Genomic DNA, 19,316 nt, shown 5'->3' on the forward strand with positions numbered 1-19,316 from the left:
CACCGTGTCACCTGCACCGCTGGCCGAGGATCTGCGCAGCGCTGACGACCGTGACATGCCGAGCCGCAATGACACTGTGGGCGCGGCACTCTCGGAAGTCGTGGGCGGTCCGGTGGGCCGGCACGCGTTGATCGGCCGGACCCGGATCTTCACCCCGTTGCGGGTCATGTTCCTGATGGCGTTGGTGGTGCTGGCGCTGGGCTGGTCGACGAAGGCGCCGTGCCTGCAGACGGTGGGCACCGGCTCACCCGATCAGCGGGTGGCCAACTGGCAGAATCAGCGCGCCTACTTCGAGCTGTGCTACTCCGACACCGTGCCGCTCTACGGCGCGGAGTTGTTGAGCCAGGGCCGCTTTCCGTACAAGTCGAGCTGGATCGAGACCGATTCGAGCGGCCGGCCGCAGATCCGGTATGACGGCAAGCCCGCGGTGCGCTACATGGAATATCCCGTGCTGACCGGGGTGTACCAGTACGTGTCGATGGCACTGGCCAAGACCTACACAGCGGTCGCCAAGATGGTGTCGCTGCCTGCGGTCGCCGAAGTGGTGATGTTCTTCAATTTCGCGGCGATCGGGCTGGCGTTGGCGTGGCTGACGACGGTGTGGGCGTCGTCGTGGCTGGCGGGCCGGCGGGTGTGGGATGCCGCGCTGGTGGCCGCGTCCCCGGTTCTGATCTTCCAGATCTTCACCAATTTCGACGCGCTGGCAACGGCTTTGGCGATCGGCGGCCTGCTGGCGTGGGCGCGCAAGAAGCCGGTATTGGCGGGCATCCTGATCGGTCTCGGGGTGGCGGCCAAGTTGTATCCGGCACTGCTGCTGCTGCCGTTGTTGGTGCTGGCGATCCGCACCGACCGGATGCCCGAGGCCGCCAAGACCGTGGTGGCCGCGGTGGGTGCCTGGTTCGTGGTGAACCTCCCGGTGATGGTGCTGTTTCCGCGCGGCTGGTCGGAGTTCTTCCGGCTCAACTCCCGGCGCGGGGATGACATGGACTCCCTGTACAACGTGGTGAAGTCGTTCACCGGCTGGGACGGCTTCGACACGAACCTCGGGTTCTGGCAGCCGCCGGTGATCCTCAACGTCGTCGTTGCCGTGCTGTTCGTGTTGTGCTGTGCGGCAATCGCGTACATCGCCCTGACCGCGCCGCAGCGGCCGCGGGTGGCGCAGCTGGCGTTCCTCACGGTGGCCGCGTTCCTGTTGGTGAACAAGGTGTGGAGCCCGCAGTTCTCGCTGTGGCTGGTGCCGCTGGCGGTGCTGGCTCTGCCGCAGCGCCGAATTCTGTTGGCGTGGATGACCATCGACATGCTCGTGTGGGTGCCGCGGATGTACTACCTGTACGGCGAGGCCAACAAGGGCCTGCCTGAGCAGTGGTTCACCGCCACTGTGCTGCTGCGCGACATCGCGGTGGTGGGCCTGATGGTGTTGGTCGTGCGTCAGATCTACCGTCCCGAACTGGATTTGGTGCGCTGGGGCGGCCGGGTGGACGATCCTGCCGGGGGCATGTTCGACGGCGCCCACGACGCGTATCCGACGTGGTTCCCGCGGTGGTTGCGCCCACGCGCGACGGCGGTTGCCGATGCGCCCGAGGAACAAGAGGCACCGGATGCAAGTCGCGATAGCACTGTTCCCGCGTAACACCGCACTGGACGCGATCGGCCCCTACGAGGTCCTGCAGCGCATCCCGTCGATCGACGTGGTGTTCGTCGGGCATCGTCGCGGCGAGGTCCGCAGCGACAACGGAATGCTCGGCCTGACGGTCGACGCCACCTTCGACGACGTCACCGAACCCGACATCCTGGTGTTCCCCGGCGGAATCGGCACCCGCACGCTCGTCGAGGACACCACAGTCCTGGACTGGGTCCGCGAGGTGCACCGGCACACCACCTTCACCACCTCGGTGTGTACCGGCAGCCTGGTGCTGGCGGCCGCGGGCCTGCTGACCGGTTTGACGGCCGGGACGCATTGGCGGGCCACCGAGCTGTTGGAGTCCTTCGGCGCGATCTACACCCCGCAGCGGGTCGTCGAGCATCTGCCGGAGCGCATCATCACCGCAGCCGGGGTATCCAGTGGCATCGATATGGCGCTGCGGCTGGTCGAGCTGCTGGTCGGACGGCGGGCCGCGGAGGCCAGCCAGCTGATGATCGAGTACGACCCGCAGCCGCCGTTCCGGGCCGGCGCGGTGGACCAGGTCTCCGATGCCACCTTGCAGCTGGCGCTCGAGTACTACGGCCAGCGGAGTTAGGAGCTCGAGGTGACGGCGAACAAGCGCCACTCGCCGGGCACGCCTTTCAGGTCGTGCTCGCCGCGGTCCTCGAACTCGAGCCCCGACCCGAAGACCAGATCCCGCAGCGTGCTGGACACGACGATCTCGTTGGCAGCGGCCAGTGCACTGACTCTGGCGCCGATGTGCACTGCGATGCCACCGATATCGGCGCCACGTACCTCGCACTCTCCGGTGTGAAGTCCAGCGCGGATCTCGATACCGAGGGGTTTGAGCGCCTCGCGAATTGCCATGGCGCAGCGGATCGCTCGCTGCGGCCCGTCGAACACTGCGAGAAAGCCGTCGCCGGAGGTGTTGACCTCACGTCCGCGGAAGCGGCCGAATTGAGCTCGGACAACCGCGTCGTGTGCGTCGAGAAGCGAGCGCCACTCTCGATCACCGAGCCGCGCCGCGCGACGTGTGGAGTCCACGATGTCGGTGAAGAGCACGGTCGCCAACACCCGATCGTCGGGCACGTCCGCTTCGTGTCCGGTCAGGAATTCGGCGACTTGCTGAAATGAGGCGCGCCACGGTTCGACGAAGTGAAACAAGTTGCGGCCTGGCAGCTCAACGTATTTCGCTCCGGTGATGTTGTCGGCGATGTTGCGACCCATCTGTGGCACCACGAGCTGATCGTCGAGATGATTTACAACCAGGGTGGGCACGCGAATCGTCGGGAGAACGGCGCGGACGTCCAGCTGCTGGACCATCTCGAGCATTACCGCGTGGGTCGAGGGGCTGACCGCCAGACGCTCCATCCGTGCCCACTGCGCCCGAATCTCTTCGTTCCAGGGCATATCAGGATTCATGTGGCGCTGGAGCTCGCCGGAGCCCCAGAGCGCGGTCATAGTGCCGGTGAATGTCTCGTCAGGTCGGATGGTGAGCGTCTCCGCATAACCCTCCAGCGCAATGAGAGCTGTGGTCCGGGATGGATATGTGGCCGCGAACATCGCGGCTTTTGCGAACGCACCGTCGACCGCGACGAGCACGGCTTCAGTGCTTCCGATGTCGTCGAGTACCGCAGTGATGCTGTCGGTCCATTGCTCGAGGGTTGGCATTGCCCCGGGGCGAACCGGGTCGGAGGCACCGGTGCCGGGCTGGTCCAAGAAGATGAGGCGGCCCAGCGACGCGATAGCCTCGGCCCAACCTTGTATCGACTGCAGCTCGGGCAGGATCTCACAGCAGGTGAACCAGTTCGGGACGAAGACGATGTCCCGATCGCCGGGCGGCGACGCCCGGTACGCGACGCCCAAGTCTCCGTTGCGGGCGTAGCGCGTCTCGGAGAACACGGCCGAAGTCTAAGCCTGTCGATCACCGCGATTTCGCTGATCAGCCTGCACTCCGGTAGCCTGTGCAGGTTGCCGACGCAGGCGACCCTTCTGCCACGGACACGCCGTGGCCGCTACGACCATAGGAGGTGATGAGGTTCCCATGCGTCCATACGAAATCATGGTCATCCTTGACCCCACTCTCGACGAGCGCACCGTTGCCCCGTCCCTGGAGACGTTCCTGAACGTCATCCGGAGTGACGGCGGATCGGTCGACAAGGTCGACATCTGGGGCCGGCGCCGTCTGGCCTACGAGATCGCCAAGCACGCCGAGGGCATCTACGCCGTCGTCGACGTGAAGGCCGAGCCGGCCACCGTGTCCGAGCTCGACCGGCAGCTGAACCTGAATGAGTCCGTGCTGCGGACCAAGGTGATGCGGACCGATAAGCACTGAGTCCAGCTCGGACTCACTATCCGCTGAGTGGATAAGCGCGCCGCGCGTCGGAGCTCTTACGTAGGCTTCGCGGTGAATCCATCCGCCTATGCCAGGAGGACCTTGTGGCCGGTGACACGACCATCACCGTCGTCGGAAATCTGACGGCCGATCCCGAACTGCGGTTCACCCCGTCGGGTGCAGCCGTCGCCAATTTCACGGTGGCGTCCACACCCCGCACGTTCGACCGTCAGACCAATGAGTGGAAAGACGGCGAGGCGCTGTTCCTGCGCTGCAACATCTGGCGTGAGGCGGCCGAGAACGTGGCCGAGAGCCTCACCCGCGGTTCGCGGGTGATCGTTCAGGGCCGGCTGAAGCAGCGTTCCTTCGAAACCCGTGAGGGCGAGAAGCGCACCGTTGTGGAGCTCGAGGTCGACGAGATCGGCCCGTCACTGCGTTACGCCACCGCCAAGGTCAACAAGGCCTCGCGCAGCGGCGGCGGTGGTGGCGGCTTCGGCGGCGGCGGTGGCGGGGGCTCCCGTCCGGCGGCAGCAGCGGCCAGTGAGTCGGGCGACGACCCGTGGGGCAGTGCCCCGGCGTCGGGGTCGTTCGCCGGCGGTGACGACGAACCGCCCTTCTGATACCCAACGAAATCCTTTGTGCGCCAACGGCGCGACTGTGAAGAACGAAAGAGATTGACCCATGGCCAAGACCAACAAGCGGCGTCCCGCACCGGAAAAGCCGGTCAAGACCCGCAAATGCGTGTTCTGCTCGAAGAAGGGGCAGGACATCGACTACAAGGACACGCAATTGCTGCGCACCTACATCAGCGAGCGCGGCAAGATCCGCGCCCGCCGGGTGACCGGTAACTGCGTGCAGCACCAGCGCGACATCGCGATCGCCGTCAAGAACGCGCGTGAGGTTGCTCTGCTGCCGTTCACGTCGGCGGCGCGGTAGAGAACGGAAGTATCGAGATGAAGCTGATTTTGACCGCTGAGGTCGAGCACCTCGGAACCGCCGGCGACACCGTCGAGGTGAAGGACGGCTACGGACGTAACTACCTGCTGCCGCGCGGCCTGGCCATCGTGGCCTCCCGCGGTGCACAGAAGCAGGCCGACGAAATCCGTCGTGCCCGCGAGACCAAGACCGTGCGCGATCGTGAGCACGCCGACGAGATCAAGGCCGCCATCACCGCGCTGGGTTCGATCCAGCTGCCGGTGAAGTCCGCCGCGGACTCGGGCAAGCTGTTCGGCTCGGTGACTGCCAACGACATCGTCGGCGCCATCAAGAAGGCCGGCGGACCCAGCCTGGACAAGCGCACCGTGCAGCTGCCCAAGGCACACATCAAGGCGACTGGCGCCCACACCGTCGGAGTGCACCTGCACCCCGAGGTGAACGTCGACATCACCGTCGACGTCGTGGCCCAGAGTTAGCCGTCCGCGTCAATTCCCCGGGTGGCGGCCCTGCGAGGCTGCCCCCGGGGAATTGCTGTATTTCTGGCGAACACTTCCGGGCGGGGTCGCCACAGCTAATCTAACCGTCCGTTAACCTGGCGCATAACCTCCGGCAACACAACACGCCCGAGATCGCAACCGAGGCCGACACGCCGACGAACTTGCCATCCACAACACTCACCTGGCGCTACCCTGCGTTTAGCTGGGCGGATAACCCAAAATCGGCCGGTCATCCACAGGTTCTCCCCAACGACTCAACACCTCTTTTGCCAGCTATCCACAAACCACTAACAGGTTGATGAACAGGCTCGGTTTGCGAGGGCCCCAGCAACGTCTAGCGTGAGCCGTCGGCAGTGCGGTCCATCATCGTGACGCCGAATGCTTGTCGGGGGCGTGGGGTACACCTCTGATAGTGCATCGAACAGAAGTTCGACGAATTCAAGAGGAGGTGGGGCAGCCCAATGGCGGTCGTCGACGATCTCGGTCAGCCCGGGATGGACAGTCCTCCTCCTTCTGAGGACTTCGGTCGCCAGCCTCCCCAGGACTTAGCAGCCGAACAATCCGTGTTGGGCGGCATGCTGCTGTCCAAGGACGCCATCGCCGACGTGTTGGAGCGGCTGCGCCCGGGTGACTTCTACCGGCCGGCCCACCAGAACGTCTACGACTCAATCCTGGACCTCTACGGCCGCGGTGAGCCCGCGGACGCTGTCACCGTCGCCGCCGAGCTGGACCGTCGCGGGCTGTTGCGCCGCATCGGTGGCGCGCCCTATCTCCACACGCTGATCTCGACGGTGCCGACGGCGGCCAACGCCGGGTACTACGCGGGCATCGTGGCGGAAAAGGCGTTGTTACGGCGTCTCGTGGAGGCCGGCACCCGGGTGGTGCAGTACGGCTACGCCGGCGCAGAAGGTGCCGACGTCAACGAGATCGTGGACCGCGCACAAGCCGAAATTTACGACGTCACCGAGCGGCGCACCGCTGAGGACTTCCTGCCGCTGGAAGATCTGCTGCAGCCGACGATGGACGAGATCGACGCCATCGCCTCGAACGGCGGTCTCTCCAAGGGCGTGCCGACGGGCTTCGAAGAGCTCGACGCGTTGACCAACGGTCTGCACCCGGGTCAGATGATCGTGGTGGCGGCCAGGCCCGGTATGGGCAAGGCGCTGGGTCTGGACACGCCGCTGCCGACTCCGACGGGCTGGACCACGATGGGCGAGGTCACGGTCGGGGACTACCTGATCGATGCCGACGGACGCCCCACGCGCGTGGTCGCGGTAACGGACGTCATGGTGGGCAGGCCGTGCTACGAGGTCGAATTCTCGGACGGCACAGTCCTTATCGCGGACGCTGAGCACCAGTGGCTGACGGAGACCCGCGCTTCGCGGAAGTCTGCGCAGGCCGCCGCGGTTGGCTACCACCGCTACAAGAACCAGCAGACGTTCGCCGCTGTCCGCACAACGCGGGAGATCGCTGAGACGCTGCGATGCCCGACACAAGACCGCCGACTGAACCACTCGGTGACCAACGCCAAGCCGCTGCAGGCGCCAGATCGCGACTTGCTCGTCCCGCCGTACACGCTCGGCGCTTGGTTGGGTGACGGAACAAGCGCGGCAGCGCAGATCACCTCGGCTGATCCCGAGATCATCATGTGCATCGAGGCCGAGGGCATCGAGGCGCACAAGTCGGATACGGCGAAGTATCGCTATTCCTTGCGGCTGCCTACCCCCGATGCGCCGGTGGCACGGGACTGCGTGGTGTGCGGTAAGGCCTTCGTTCCCACGACAAGCCAGGTCCGAACCTGCGGGCAGTCATGCGGGGGCAGGGCACGCTTCCTGTCCGATCCGATGCCGGCGCCTACATGCTCACGGTGTGGGGGACCGTCGTGCGGGTTGCTGCTATGCCAGCCATGCCGGAATGCGGTCGGCACCTTGCAGGCTCAGCTCCGGACCATCGGGGTGCTCAACAACAAGCACATCCCAGCCGATTATCTGCGCGCCTCCGAGTCCCAGCGGCGCGCGGTGCTCGCCGGTCTGTTGGACACCGACGGCACGGTCACCAATGGCGGGGCCGTCCAGTTTTCGGTGACCAACCAGCGGCTCGCTGATGATGTCTTCGAACTGATCGTCAGCCTCGGCTACCGTTGCGGCCGCGCAACGAAGAGAGTCCGAGGTCGATCCGAAGAGAGTTCAACTGCTTTCATCCTGAACTTCTCCACTGATGACGAGGTGTTCGGGTTGCCCCGGAAAGCCTTGTTGCACAAGGAACGGCGGGCCAGCGGGAAAGTACGGGTGTCGTCGCGCTTCATCACGGACGTCCGGCCCATCGCGAGCGTTCCGGTGCGCTGCGTCGAGGTCGACAACGGCGACCACATGTATCTGGCGGGGCGGGCGATGATCCCGACCCACAACTCGACCCTGGGCTTGGATTTCTTGCGGTCCTGCTCGATCAAGCACCGGTTTCCGAGCATCGTGTTCTCGCTGGAAATGAGCAAGTCGGAGATCGTGATGCGACTGCTCTCGGCCGAAGCGAAGATCAAGCTCGCCGACATGCGCTCGGGAAAGATGACCGACGACGACTGGACACGCCTGGCGCGCCGGATGAGCGAAATCAGCGAAGCGCCTTTGTATATCGACGATTCGCCGAACCTGACGATGATGGAGATCCGAGCGAAAGCACGCCGGCTGCATCAGAAGGCCGGATTGCGGCTGATCGTGCTCGACTACCTGCAGCTGATGACGTCGGGCAAGAAAGTCGAGTCGCGCCAGCAGGAAGTTTCTGAATTCTCCAGGCAGATCAAGCTTTTGGCGAAAGAACTGGAAGTTCCAGTGGTCGCGATGAGCCAGCTGAACCGTGGTCCCGAGCAGCGCACCGACAAGAAGCCGATGCTGGCCGACCTTCGCGAGTCGGGATCGATCGAGCAGGATGCCGACATGGTGATCCTGCTGCACCGTCCCGATGCCTTTGAAACCGACGACCCGCGTGGCGGCGAAGCCGACCTGATTGTCGCGAAACACCGTGCAGGACCTACGCGTACGGTGACAGTCGCACACCAGCTGCACCTGTCGCGGTTCACCAATATGGCGCGGTAACGGTCATTGGTGTCGCTGCGCTTGTGACCTTTCAAACTGCACGACCAAATCTCACCTGAAGTGACCCGCGAATGGCCAATTAGCCACGAAGGGTGAGACGACAACAGGGAGCTGATCTCGTAGATGGGCGCGGATGAGTGCGATGGTGCCGTCGACGCCCGTCGTCAATCGTGGGCGACGGAACACCGCTAGACAGCCTGGTGCCCCGTTGTCGAACATGATGACCTCAGCTTGGCGGCCAGGCCGTCGAGCAGTGTGGCGGCGGCCATCGGCACGGTGGTCTACGTCAGCTGACGCAGTCGCCATTTGCTTCGTGTGAGTTGGTCAGTCGAGGGTGATGTCGGTCAGCGCGATGGATACCACTAGTTGCTCGGGGATCGGGTGGTTATCGGGATCGCGAACGTAGATCATGCGGGTGCGCGGGATGATGACGCCGTCGATCTCGTCGAAGTCCGAGACGTAGTGGGCGGCCGGGGAGCCGCCCGCGATGTCCACTTGGTAATCGCGGCGTTGGATCAGGCCGTCGTCGTCGATGTAGAGCACCTGGTGCGGGCTGTGGGTGGCGATGGAATCGGGATAGCTGACATGCAGTCGCCGCCAGGTCTGGCCGCGTTCGGTCCACGGCTCACCTTCCTCGGTGCGTACACCGGGCAAAGTGAGGTTGAACGGTTCGGCGGTGTACGTCCACATGGCGTAGCCGGTGAAGTATGCCAATTGCAGTGTCGTCCAGCGTGTTTCGAGGGTGTGGCCGGCGAAGGAGGCGCGAGGGTCGCCGAGCATCTCCACGACGTCGCCGTCGAGTGTCTCGATACCCACTCGGTCCGGTGTGTAGGCGGTCCTCAGGTCGTATGCGGTAAACGGACACAGGGAGGCCCGCTGGTCCTTGATCCACACCGTGATGTCACCGTCGTCGACGATGCCGGGGACCTGTTTGATGTCCCAGATGGCTCCGCCGAAGCGCTTGTGTGCGCTCACCGATGTCAGCTGGTTCCAGCGGTCGGCCCCGCCGTACGCCTGCAGCGTCTTCTGGAGTAGGTCCGTCACGAGGTGCCTTTCAGCGTCCGAGGAACTGACGGATGTGGTGGCCGAAGTCGACCGGGTACTGGTCGAGGAAGCCGTGTCCCGCGTCGGGGTAGATGCGTAGCTGTGCGCCTCGGATTCGTTCGGCGAGCAGGTAGCTGTTCTTGGTTGACATCATGGTGTCGTTGTCGCCGTTGGCTACCAGGGTGGGCTGCGTGATTGCCGAGAGCCGTTCCAGCTTCGAGGTTTCCGGGATGCCCCACGTCATCAACGCCTGATACTGGGCGTCGCGGCAGGCCAGCGTCGTCTCAATGTCGCGGGCCTCGGTGCGGGTGTGGGTGCGGGCGAGGTACTCCCAGCCGCGCTGGACGCTGGCTTCCGATCCGGAGAAGAAGAGGGCGAGGAAGTTCTCGGCGGTGATGTCGTCGCCGCAGGCGTAGGTGTAGACGTCGTCAGACCAGCGGTGCAGATCCGGTGCGCCTTGGGGGGCGGTGCCGGCCAGGACGAGGCGTCGCGGTAGTCGGGGGCGTATCAGGGCGATCTCCTGGGCGATATGCCCGCCGAGGGAGAATCCCAGCAGATCGACGGTGGTGAGGTCGAGCGCGACGATGAATCGCAAGGCGCTGCGGGCCATGTCAGTGACGTTGTCCGGTGTTGTTCCGGTGGATCCGCCGACGCCGGGCAGATCCACCGTGATCACCTCACGGTCCGCGCTCAGGATGTCCAGCAATGCGGGGTCCCAGTAGTCGAGGTTTCCGCGGAAGTGCTGGAAAAGCACGAGCGGCGGCAACGTCACCGAGGGTGTCCCGATTCGCCGGTAGGCGAGGGTGTCCCCGGCCACATCGAGTCGAAGGTTGGGCGCGAGGGCGGCTCCCGCGTCCTGTGCGATGGTCGTCATCGTGCTGTCTCCCTAGCGCTGCTGGTCCAACCGTTGTCGATCACATTCGCAGGAAGCCACCCCGTGCTGTATCCGTCAGTTGACTACCGCTTCCTCGTGCGTGCCGGGTGGGTTCCGGTAGCAATTCGACCTATGGCATCTCCCGCGGCGCCCATCGCACACTGGCATGCCGGAAACATCTTCAGGACAGTGGGATTGGAGCACACGTGCCGTACCTCAGCGGGTCGGATGGAACTCGACTCTTCTTTAAGGAATGGGGCAGTGGGCCGGCAGTGGTGTTCTGCCACGGTTGGCCGCTGAGCGCAGACGCCTGGGACGTCGAGCTGAAGCTGTTCGCCGACAACGGCTACCGGGCCATCGCCCACGACCGCCGCGGGCACGGTCGGTCTGAACACAGCTGGGCCGGAAACGACATGGACACCTACGCGGCCGATCTTGCCGCGGTCATCGACGGTTTGGGATTGTCAAGCGTCGTCCTGGTCGGGCACTCGACGGGTGGCGGGGAAGCGTTGCGCTATGCGGTGCGGCATGGCGCGGGCAGGGTGCGCAAAGTGGTCACCATCGGCGCCATTCCTCCGGTGATGGTGCAATCGGCGGCCAATCCGGAGGGCACTCCTGTCGCGGCGTTCGATGACATCCGCGCGCGGGTGTTGGCCGACCGGTCGCAGTACTGGAAGGAGTTGGCGCTGCCGTTCTACGGCTTCAACCGCAACGGAGCACGGGTGTCGCAGGGGTTGATCGACCACTTCTGGCAGCAGGGCATGCAGGCGGGTCTAGCGTCGGCCTACGACTGCGTCAAGGCGTTCTCCGAGACCGATCTGACCGGTGACCTCAAGGACCTCGACGTCCCGATCCTGATCGCACACGGTGACGACGATCAAATCGTCCCGATGCACGATGCCGCGTCGAAGGCGATCGAACTGGTCCGCTACGGATCACTGCGCGTGTATCCGGGTGCCTCGCACGGGATTCACGGCGAGTATCAGCAGCAACTGGGCCGGGACCTGCTCGATTTCATTCGGGCTTGATCTCCACCAGGGCGACCCGCGACGAAGGTACGCGCTCGCCGTCCGAGCCGCGGAATACGACGCCGACGGGCTCACCGGTGGAGGAGTCGATGAAGCGGAGGTCGCTGCTGTGAGCGCGGGCGAGGTGGATGTGGCCCCACTGGCCGATAGCCGCGAGCGCAGGGATTAGCGCGTGCCCGGCTTTGGTCAGGACGTAGCGGCTACGCCTACGGTCGCCGGGGTTTTGATAGTCGACCATCTCGAGGATGCCGGCATCCACCAGTTCGCCGAGACGAGCACTCAATACGTCGGATGCGGCACCGAGCTGCTCGCGGAACTCCGAGAACCGCGACCGGCCAAGGAAGGCCTCGCGAAGGATCAGCACAGCCCACGGTTGGCCGAGTATTGACATGGTGCGCGCAATGGGGCACGCATCCTCGGACCACAACTCACGACGCATCCCGCCATCCTAGCTGAGTTGGTATGCCAAACCCAGCTCTGGTACCTTCTAGCGGGTGATGGTCGGGCGATCAGCGGAACTGGCCGAAGTCATAGCCGCACTGGCGGCTGTGTCCACCGGCGGATCGGCGTTGGTGGTCGAGGGGGATCCGGGAATCGGGAAGTCCACTCTGCTCGCACGCGCGAGTGAGTGGGCCAGCGCCAACGGGTACGGCCGGCTCTATTGTTCGGGCGTGCAGAGCCACAGCGAGATCGGCTTCGCCGGGCTGCACGAACTCCTACATCCGCTCCTCGTCCACGCACCTGCACTGCCCCCACGCCAGCGTTCGGCCCTGATGACCGCTTTCGGACTGGAAGACGGCCCAGTGCCCGATCGGCTCCTGGTCAGCTTGGCGGTTCTCGGGCTGCTGGAAGAAGCCGCCAACAATAGGCGCCTGCTGCTGGTCGTCGACGACGCACAGTGGTTGGACCAATCCACCCTCGACGTGTTGACCTTCGTGGCGCGTCGACTGACCAACGCGCCCTTGATGATGCTGTGTGCCGTGCGCTCGGCGCTCGACGGCACCGCCCAGTACCTCGACGGGTTACCCCGGTTGCCGCTGGGTCCACTCGGCTCCGACGAGGCCGCCGAGCTTCTCGCCGCGACCCTGACGGCCTCCACCAACGCCCGCGAGGTCGACGCCTACACCCGTCGGCGCGTGCTGGAGCAAGCCCGCGGCAATCCGCTGGCGGTCATCGAAATGGCTGTTGCGCTCGGCGAGCGGGCCACAGACGCCGTCCTCTTCGCGGGGGAGCCGTTGCCCACCGGCCGGCGCGTCGAGCGCGCCTTTCTTACTCAGGTGGCAGCGCTACCGGATCAAAGCCGGCTCCTTCTGCTCGTTGTCGCGGCCGGTAACGGTGTGTTGACCGAGATTCACAGCGCCGCAGAAGTTCTGGGATTGAATCTCGCCGAACACCTGGCCCCGCTGGAGCGATCGGGCCTCATCGTCGTCGGCCGCGGCGAGATCCAGGTCCGACATCCCCTGATTCGATCCGCCGTGTATGGCGCGGCGCCGCTGTCGTCACGCTCGATCGTGCACCGTGCGTTGGCGACCGCGACGACGGATCCGAACAGCGCCGCCTGGCATCGGGCCGAAGCGGCGTTCGGCCCGGATGAAGACGTCGCCGCCGACCTCGAGCGTGCCGCGGACAGGGCACGAGCCCGTGGCGCCGGCGCGGAGGCCGCTGCGGCGTTACGGCGTGCAGCGATCCTGACCCCGGACGTCGACCGGCGCGTCGATCGGCTGGCGTCCGCTGCCGACGTCGCGCGCAGTGCGGGATTGATCGACGAGGCGATCAGAATCCTTCAGGAGGCGGAGCCACTGGCCGGGCACGGCGTCGCAGATACGCGGCTAGCGATCACCCGGTTCGTGCTCAATGCGACCGCCGCCATACCGGGCCAGTCGGCCGCCGAACTGCTGGCCCTGTCCGGGAAACTGCCCGAGGGGGACCCGAGACAACGAGAGTTGCTGTGGGCCGCGGCAATCGAGTGCCGGATGCACGGCCTGGCCGAACAACCTCGGCTCGATGTCATCGCAGCGATCCGTCGCGTCGACCAGTTCGACTCGTCGGACGACCCCTCCGACCCGCCACTGGCCATCGCCCTCGCACTGGTCGACGACGTGGGCCAGGGACCACGGTTCCGGGCCCGGCTACCGGAGTTGATCGACGAGGTCAGCGACGACCCGCTCTCGATGTTGTCCTTGGGAATGGCCGCCGAGGGAGTCTCGGACCGGGACAACGCCTTTCGCTGCTACAGACTGGTGCAGAAGCACGGCCGGGAAACCGGTTCTCCTGCCAATGAGTGTGAAGGGCTGAGGGGCGCGTCGCAGATTCTGTTGACCCAGGGCCGACTCCAGGCCGCCGCTGTGAGTGCACAGCATGCGCTGCGGATGGCCGAAGCCATGAACCTACCGACTACCGCCGGTTCGGCAGCGGCGATCCTGTCCCGCACGTTGACATGGCAGGGGCAGCCGGAGAGCGCCCGCCACGCGCTCGACCATTCTCGCGAACATCTGGCCACGGACCCCAGCATCCTCTGGAACGACGACGTGCATTGGGCAGCCGGCTTCGCGTCGCTGTGCGACGGCAACCACACAGACGCACTCGCTCATCTGCTGAAGATGACGCAGCATCGAACGAGTCGGCGCTGGGCGGTCGCCGACCTGGCCGAGGCCGCCGCGGGATGCGGTCAAGCGGACACCGTTCGCCCGCTGCTCGCCGCGATCGAAGATCAGGCCGAAGCCCTTGGCGTGAACAGCTTTCTGCTACACCGCGCCCGCGCGCTAGTGGCGGAGTGCCCGGTGGAGGCCGATGAGAGATTCGGGGCCGCGCTATCGGCGGCCGAGGGCAGCGGCGCCGAGGTGGAGATCGCGCGGACGCAGCTCCTCTACGGGGAGTGGCTCCGCCGCCGGCGCCGCGTCCTCGATGCCCGTTCACACCTGTCCGCCGCCTTCACCGCCTTCGACACCGCCGGGGCGAAGCCCTTCGCCGACCGGGCCGCCGCCGAGTTGCGCGCCGCGGGCGCCGCCGCCGCGCCTACGGCGGGCAGGAGCAACGCGGCGGCGACCTTGACCGCCCAAGAACTGCAGATCGCTCACATGGCGGTTGCCGGAATGACGAACCGCGAGATCGCCGACCGCATCTATCTGTCCCACCGCACCGTGGCCGCCCACCTGTACAAGGTGTTCCCCAAGCTCGGCATCACCCGACGCAATCAGCTTCACGCAGCCCTGGGGGGTCGTCTCGAGGACGCTGAACCAGTCATCTGACGGATGCCCGTCGGCGAGCCGCTGGTCCACAGTTGGGGTGCACGGAGCCAATCAGGGATCGGCTTCACCGCACACCCGCTAAGGAGACACGATGACCGGCTTGGTCGACTTCACGATCGAAGCACACGGCGGCCTCAACCGCTTCCGCCAGTTCGCGTTCCTGACCGCCCGGCTCCGCCAGGGCGGCGTGCTGTGGGGACTCAAGGGCCAGCCGACTGTTCTGGAGGAAGCCAACGTCCGCGTCGACCTCACCCGAGAGTGGGTGTCGCACTGGCCTTTCGCACCCACCGACCACCGGTCTCAGTTCACCCCAAAGCGAGTCACCATCGAGACGCCGGCAGGCGAAGTCGTCGAGGAACTTGACGAGCCCCGCGACTCGTTCGCCGGTTACGTCATGGAGACCCCGTGGAGCAACGCGCAAGTCGCCTACTTCGCGGGATACACGATGTGGACCTATCTGACGTCCCCGTTCATCCTTGCCCGACCGGGGGTTCTCGCCGAGGAGATCGACCCGTGGACCGAGAACGGGGAGACCTGGCGGAGGTTGCGCGTCACCTTCCCCCAGGACATCGCCACCCACAGCACCGTGCAGACCTTCTACATCGACGACACGGGCCTCCTGCGCCGCCACGACTACGAAGTGGACATCCAAGGCAGCAATCCCGCCGCCCGCTACCTCCTCGAACCCGTCGACGTGCAGGGGATCGTCCTACCGTCCAAACTGCGCATCTTCCCGCGCAACGACGACAACACCCCTGCCGCCGAACCGTTGATCGTGTCGGTGGATCTCAGTGACTACGCCTTCGAGTAGGCCTTCTGCACGCAACCGACCTCGACGACAGCGGATGTATTCATGAACGAGGACGCCACCCTGCAGGTGGAACTGCTGGTGATCGGATTCGGCAAGGGCGGCAAGACACTTGCCGCCATGATGGCTTCCCGCGGGCAGCGGGTCGTCTTGGCAGAGGAATCTCCGCTGATGTATGGGGGCACCTGCATCAACACCGGGTGCGTTCCCACCAAATCGATGGTCTTCCAGGGTGAACGGAGCGCCAGCGGTGTCGCCGGCGCGGCGGTCTACGCTCAAGCGGTCGCCACTACCGAACGACTCACCGCCGGCCTGCGGTCGGCGAACATCGCCGCGTTCGATCCGATCGCGACTGCCACGGTGCTAATCGGCACCGCGCGCTTCGTCGACGAGCACCGGGTGGCGGTGAGCACCGAGCACGGCGTTGTTACGGTCGATGCCCGCACGGTGGTGATCGGCACGGGATCGGTACCGGTGATACCCAATGTCCCAGGGCTGCGACAGTGCCCCGTAGCTGTGACCAGTGCACAGCTCCTGCGTCTGGCATCACGCCCCGACCGACTGCTGGTCCTCGGAGGTGGCTATATCGGTCTGGAGTTCGCCTCGATATACGCCTCCTACGGCACCTCGGTCACAGTCCTGGAACACCGCCCCACCGTCCTGGCTAGTGAGGACGACGACATCGCAACAGAGGTGCGCGAGCTGCTCCAGGAACGCGGCGTCACGGTTCTCACGGGAGCGAATGTCACGGGGGTGCAGACCATTCAACGCACTGGACTGCCGCCGCTGGCCCGTGTCGAGTACATCGCCGAGGGTGCGATGCACGCCATCGATGCCGACACTGTGCTGATAGCGGCAGGCCGCGCACCGAACACGACCGACCTCGGACTCCAGCGCGCCGGCGTGGAAGTCGACAGCAGCGGTGCCATCGTGGTGGACGAGTACCTGCGCACGACCCGTCCACACATCTACGCTGTCGGCGACGTCAACGGCGGACCGCAGTTCACGTATATCTCCCTCGACGACTACCGCATCGTCCTTGACCAACTCCAGGGGGCCTCCGCACCACGGCGCGCGACAGACCGTGTGGCAGTGCCGAGTTGCCTGTTTCTGACGCCCCCACTTGCGCGCGTCGGGCTCACCGAACGACAAGCTCGAGCGGGCGGACGCGATGTGCTCACCGCAGTGAGCCCGGTAGTCAAGCTTGCGACAGTCGCCCGCGCGCGGATCGTCGGTCGAACCGACGGGATGATGAAGGTGGTCGTGGACGCTCGCACCGACGAGATCCTGGGCGCAGCGCTCCTGTGCCACGACGCTCAAGAGATCATCAACATCGTGGCACTCGCCATGCGGCACGGCATTACGGCCACCGCATTGCGTGACGAGATCTACACACATCCTTCGATGGCGGAGTGCTTCAACCAACTGCTGGGCATGCTCAGGTAAGTCGCCACGGGCCCCGACCCACAGTCACGTGACCGATGCCCGAACGGGCTGCGCCGATCCAGTCTGACGAAAACAGCAACTGCACGAAAGGATTCACTCGATGCTAACGATCAGCCAGGACCAATTCGGCGGCCCCGAGGTGCTTCACCCAGTCGAGATCGACCGGCCCGCGCCCGGTCTCGGGGAGATACTCGTGCGTGTGCATGCCGCTGGCGTGAACCCCGTCGACGTCATGAATCGTGAGACCGGGGTTCTGGTCGGCGACCCGCCCTTCGTTCTGGGCTGGGACGTTTCTGGAACGGTCGAGGCGGATCGGCTGGGTATGACGACACTGGCGGCACTGGTCTCGCAGGGCGACCTTGTTCCTACCGTGGCGGCGACCTACCCCCTAAGCGCCGCCGGCAGGGCGCAGGCGACCAAATGCGGTCCCGGCAAGACGGTACTTCTAGTGGCAGACCACATTTGACGGGCGGGCTCATTCACGGCCGATGACGCGAAACCTCGGCTGCCGAAGCAGCACCGACAATTTCACTCAGGCGCATGTCCACGCCGCCTCACGCGGACGCGCTCATTTGGTCGATGATGTCGGCAGTCGAGAGGACCGCATGCGCCAAGAAGCGATAGTTGACCAGTGCAGCCTGGTAGCCGTCGCCCCACTGCGGGTGGCGGGGCCCGGCGACAGCGTCGACAGCCACTGCCACCTCGAAGCCGTCTTCGAGTAGGTGGCGCAGGTGCGATTCGACACACATGTTGGCCAGCATGCCGCCGAGAATGATGCGATTACACCGCTGTTTGCGCAGTTGAAGGACGAGGTCGTTGGTCTGCGGCCCGAACACCTTGTGCGGGCTGACAACCGTGGTCCGGGGATGACCGATGTACGGCCTGAACTCCGGCAGCCAATCGGCGCCCGAATCTGCGAACCCGCTTAGATCGAGCGCGCCCGAGCGGGCGAAGGTGCCCGACGCGAACTCGTCGGACTCCAGGGGGCCGTTGAACAGCCAGCGCGAATCGGTCGGATAGAAATAGTGCGGTGAAATGAACATCGGATAGCACTGCTGCACAGCGGAATCCATGATCGCGATCATGTGGTTGACAGTGTCGTTTTCGGTGACGCTGGCGCCGACAGCTCCCCAGTTGCGACCCTGCGGACTGAGCACGTCGATCTGGGGGTCGATGAACACCACTGCGGTGTCGGACGGATGAAACCTCATCGGAGTTCTCCCAGCGAGTCCGATGCGGTCACGTTCGCGGCCGGCAGGCTGACGGTAATATAGGTCTCAGTGACCGCGCCTACGTCCGCCTCGCCACCTTTGCCAAACCCGATGACCCACGGATCGCCATGCATCCCACTTCCTGGAGTGTCCGTGGTCATGCGAGAAAGGTCAGAACTTCGCTGGTGAAATCGTCGATGTGCTGGAACAGAAAGCCGTGCCCGGCATCGCTGTAGAGCACCACTTTAGCGTCCGGCAGCCGACCCGCCATGGCATAACTGGCGTATGCGTCGATCATCCGGTCGTGCGCGCCGTTGGCTACCAGCACCGGAATCGCAATCTCTGCGAGGCGATCCCAGATACTCGAGCCTGTTGATGCGATCACAGCCAACTGCGCTTGCATCGTCTCCAGAGACACCGGAATGTGATCGGCCGACAAGGTGCGTGCATCCAGCCGGCGCAATGACTCGACGCCCAAGCGGTGCGCACCGTCGGACTCCGGGAAGAACAGGTACAGGAAGTCGTCGTCGTCGTTGACGGGCTTGGTCGCCACCTGCCAGATCCTAGGATCAGGTGCCGGCATGTCGGGCACACCGCCACCGGGAGAGCTTCCGGCAACGATCAAGCGCCGCACGAGGTCCGGCCGGTTGAGCGTTGCGGCTTGCACCACAATCCCGCCCAGCGACCATCCCAACAGATCGACTTGGGCGAGCCCAAGTGCGTCGACGAACTCCGCTAGCCCGCCCGCCAATGCATCCATGGAGGTCGGGGCAGCGCCCGTGGTCTTGCTGTGACCGAGGTTGTCGAAGATGATCACATCGCGTGTCGAGGCCAACCTGTCGAGGAAGCGCGGATCCCAATGGTCCATGGTTCCTCGAAAGCGTAACGCCAGCACCAGCGGTACACCCGATCCGCTGCCAAACCGTCGGTAGGCGAATCGCGCGCTGGCCCCGTCAATGTACTGGGTTTCGGCTCCTGCCGAGGGTGCCTGAGTCATCTCGGGTGAACTCCTGATCTATTCAGACGCGGCGTAATCGGAGCCGCTGTGCAGTGCGATCGTCTGTGTCGAAGGCGGTCTGCGTCCATACGTATGTTGACTGCGTTTCTGCGTGGGGGCGGGAACCCCGGAGTGGTCGTGAAACGCGAGAAGCCACAATT

At 65.1% G+C, this 19,316-nt stretch carries 18 protein-coding genes; 12 read left to right on the forward strand and 6 right to left on the reverse strand.

Annotated elements, in window-relative coordinates:
- The first annotated feature begins 55 nt into the window (after positions 1–55).
- A complete protein-coding gene (locus tag CRM90_RS04725; RefSeq protein WP_233209182.1) occupies positions 56–1,630 on the forward strand; it encodes a glycosyltransferase family 87 protein in 1,575 nt (524 codons plus the stop codon).
- The gene (locus tag CRM90_RS04730; RefSeq protein ID WP_102806111.1) at positions 1,599–2,237 is read left to right on the forward strand and encodes a DJ-1/PfpI family protein; all 639 of its coding nucleotides are present in this window, start codon (positions 1,599–1,601) and stop codon (positions 2,235–2,237) included. The genes CRM90_RS04725 and CRM90_RS04730 overlap by 32 nt, the downstream gene beginning before the upstream one ends.
- On the opposite strand, the gene CRM90_RS04735 is transcribed toward CRM90_RS04730, so the two are convergent.
- Complete coding sequence (locus CRM90_RS04735) at positions 2,234–3,544, reverse strand: adenylate/guanylate cyclase domain-containing protein (protein WP_102805855.1); 1,311 nt, start codon at positions 3,542–3,544, stop codon at positions 2,234–2,236. The two genes, CRM90_RS04730 and CRM90_RS04735, sit on opposite strands and share 4 nt — an antisense overlap.
- 142 nt (positions 3,545–3,686) lie before the next feature.
- On the opposite strand from CRM90_RS04735, the gene rpsF reads away from it, so the two are divergent.
- The 5 genes from rpsF to dnaB all read left to right on the forward strand — a co-directional run bounded on the left by rpsF (position 3,687) and on the right by dnaB (position 8,499).
- Positions 3,687–3,977: a 30S ribosomal protein S6 gene (gene rpsF, locus CRM90_RS04740; protein ID WP_036342207.1), complete on the forward strand. Its 291-nt coding sequence runs from the start codon at positions 3,687–3,689 to the stop codon at positions 3,975–3,977.
- A gap of 104 nt (positions 3,978–4,081) precedes the next feature.
- Positions 4,082–4,597: a single-stranded DNA-binding protein gene (locus CRM90_RS04745; RefSeq protein ID WP_102805856.1), complete on the forward strand. Its 516-nt coding sequence runs from the start codon at positions 4,082–4,084 to the stop codon at positions 4,595–4,597.
- Between the two features lie 61 nt (positions 4,598–4,658).
- Positions 4,659–4,913 (forward strand): 30S ribosomal protein S18, encoded by a 255-nt coding sequence (gene rpsR / locus CRM90_RS04750; protein WP_005142196.1) that lies wholly within the window; start codon positions 4,659–4,661, stop codon positions 4,911–4,913.
- A 17-nt stretch (positions 4,914–4,930) separates the two neighbouring features.
- Entirely contained in the window at positions 4,931–5,389 is a 459-nt protein-coding gene (gene rplI / locus CRM90_RS04755; RefSeq protein ID WP_036342194.1) for a 50S ribosomal protein L9, read from the forward strand.
- Positions 5,390–5,871: 482 nt separating this feature from the next.
- Positions 5,872–8,499 (forward strand): replicative DNA helicase, encoded by a 2,628-nt coding sequence (gene dnaB / locus CRM90_RS04760; protein WP_102805857.1) that lies wholly within the window; start codon positions 5,872–5,874, stop codon positions 8,497–8,499.
- 324 nt (positions 8,500–8,823) lie between these two features.
- On the opposite strand, the gene CRM90_RS04765 is transcribed toward dnaB, so the two are convergent.
- Positions 8,824–9,543: a hypothetical protein gene (locus tag CRM90_RS04765; protein ID WP_102805858.1), complete on the reverse strand. Its 720-nt coding sequence runs from the start codon at positions 9,541–9,543 to the stop codon at positions 8,824–8,826.
- A 10-nt stretch (positions 9,544–9,553) separates the two neighbouring features.
- On the reverse strand, positions 9,554–10,417 hold the full coding sequence (locus CRM90_RS04770) for an alpha/beta fold hydrolase (RefSeq protein ID WP_102805859.1): 864 nt from the start codon (positions 10,415–10,417) through the stop codon (positions 9,554–9,556).
- A gap of 206 nt (positions 10,418–10,623) precedes the next feature.
- On the opposite strand from CRM90_RS04770, the gene CRM90_RS04775 reads away from it, so the two are divergent.
- On the forward strand, positions 10,624–11,445 hold the full coding sequence (locus CRM90_RS04775) for an alpha/beta fold hydrolase (RefSeq protein WP_102805860.1): 822 nt from the start codon (positions 10,624–10,626) through the stop codon (positions 11,443–11,445).
- Here the strand turns inward: CRM90_RS04775 and CRM90_RS04780 are convergent.
- Complete coding sequence (locus tag CRM90_RS04780; RefSeq protein WP_102805861.1) at positions 11,432–11,884, reverse strand: winged helix-turn-helix transcriptional regulator; 453 nt, start codon at positions 11,882–11,884, stop codon at positions 11,432–11,434. The two genes, CRM90_RS04775 and CRM90_RS04780, sit on opposite strands and share 14 nt — an antisense overlap.
- Before the next feature lie 58 nt (positions 11,885–11,942).
- Here CRM90_RS04780 and CRM90_RS04785 point away from each other — a divergent pair, with 58 nt between their 5' ends.
- From CRM90_RS04785 to CRM90_RS30890, 4 genes are all read left to right on the forward strand, one after another.
- A complete protein-coding gene (locus tag CRM90_RS04785) occupies positions 11,943–14,693 on the forward strand; it encodes an ATP-binding protein (protein WP_102806112.1) in 2,751 nt (916 codons plus the stop codon).
- Positions 14,694–14,784: 91 nt separating this feature from the next.
- On the forward strand, positions 14,785–15,504 hold the full coding sequence (locus CRM90_RS04790; protein WP_102805862.1) for a hypothetical protein: 720 nt from the start codon (positions 14,785–14,787) through the stop codon (positions 15,502–15,504).
- A gap of 42 nt (positions 15,505–15,546) precedes the next feature.
- Positions 15,547–16,947 carry an FAD-dependent oxidoreductase gene (locus CRM90_RS04795; protein ID WP_102805863.1) on the forward strand — a complete coding sequence of 467 codons (1,401 nt, stop codon included), beginning with the start codon at positions 15,547–15,549 and terminating at the stop codon, positions 16,945–16,947.
- A gap of 100 nt (positions 16,948–17,047) precedes the next feature.
- The gene (locus tag CRM90_RS30890) at positions 17,048–17,413 is read left to right on the forward strand and encodes an alcohol dehydrogenase catalytic domain-containing protein (protein ID WP_233209163.1); all 366 of its coding nucleotides are present in this window, start codon (positions 17,048–17,050) and stop codon (positions 17,411–17,413) included.
- A gap of 88 nt (positions 17,414–17,501) precedes the next feature.
- Here CRM90_RS30890 and CRM90_RS04805 read toward each other — a convergent pair whose 3' ends face one another.
- A complete protein-coding gene (locus tag CRM90_RS04805; protein WP_102805864.1) occupies positions 17,502–18,158 on the reverse strand; it encodes an isochorismatase family protein in 657 nt (218 codons plus the stop codon).
- 157 nt (positions 18,159–18,315) lie between these two features.
- Positions 18,316–19,026: an alpha/beta fold hydrolase gene (locus tag CRM90_RS04810; RefSeq protein ID WP_233209164.1), complete on the reverse strand. Its 711-nt coding sequence runs from the start codon at positions 19,024–19,026 to the stop codon at positions 18,316–18,318.
- Positions 19,027–19,316: the final 290 nt, after the last annotated feature.

The organism is Mycobacterium sp. ENV421 (assembly GCF_002887815.1).
Classification (GTDB): Bacteria; Actinomycetota; Actinomycetes; order Mycobacteriales; family Mycobacteriaceae; genus Mycobacterium.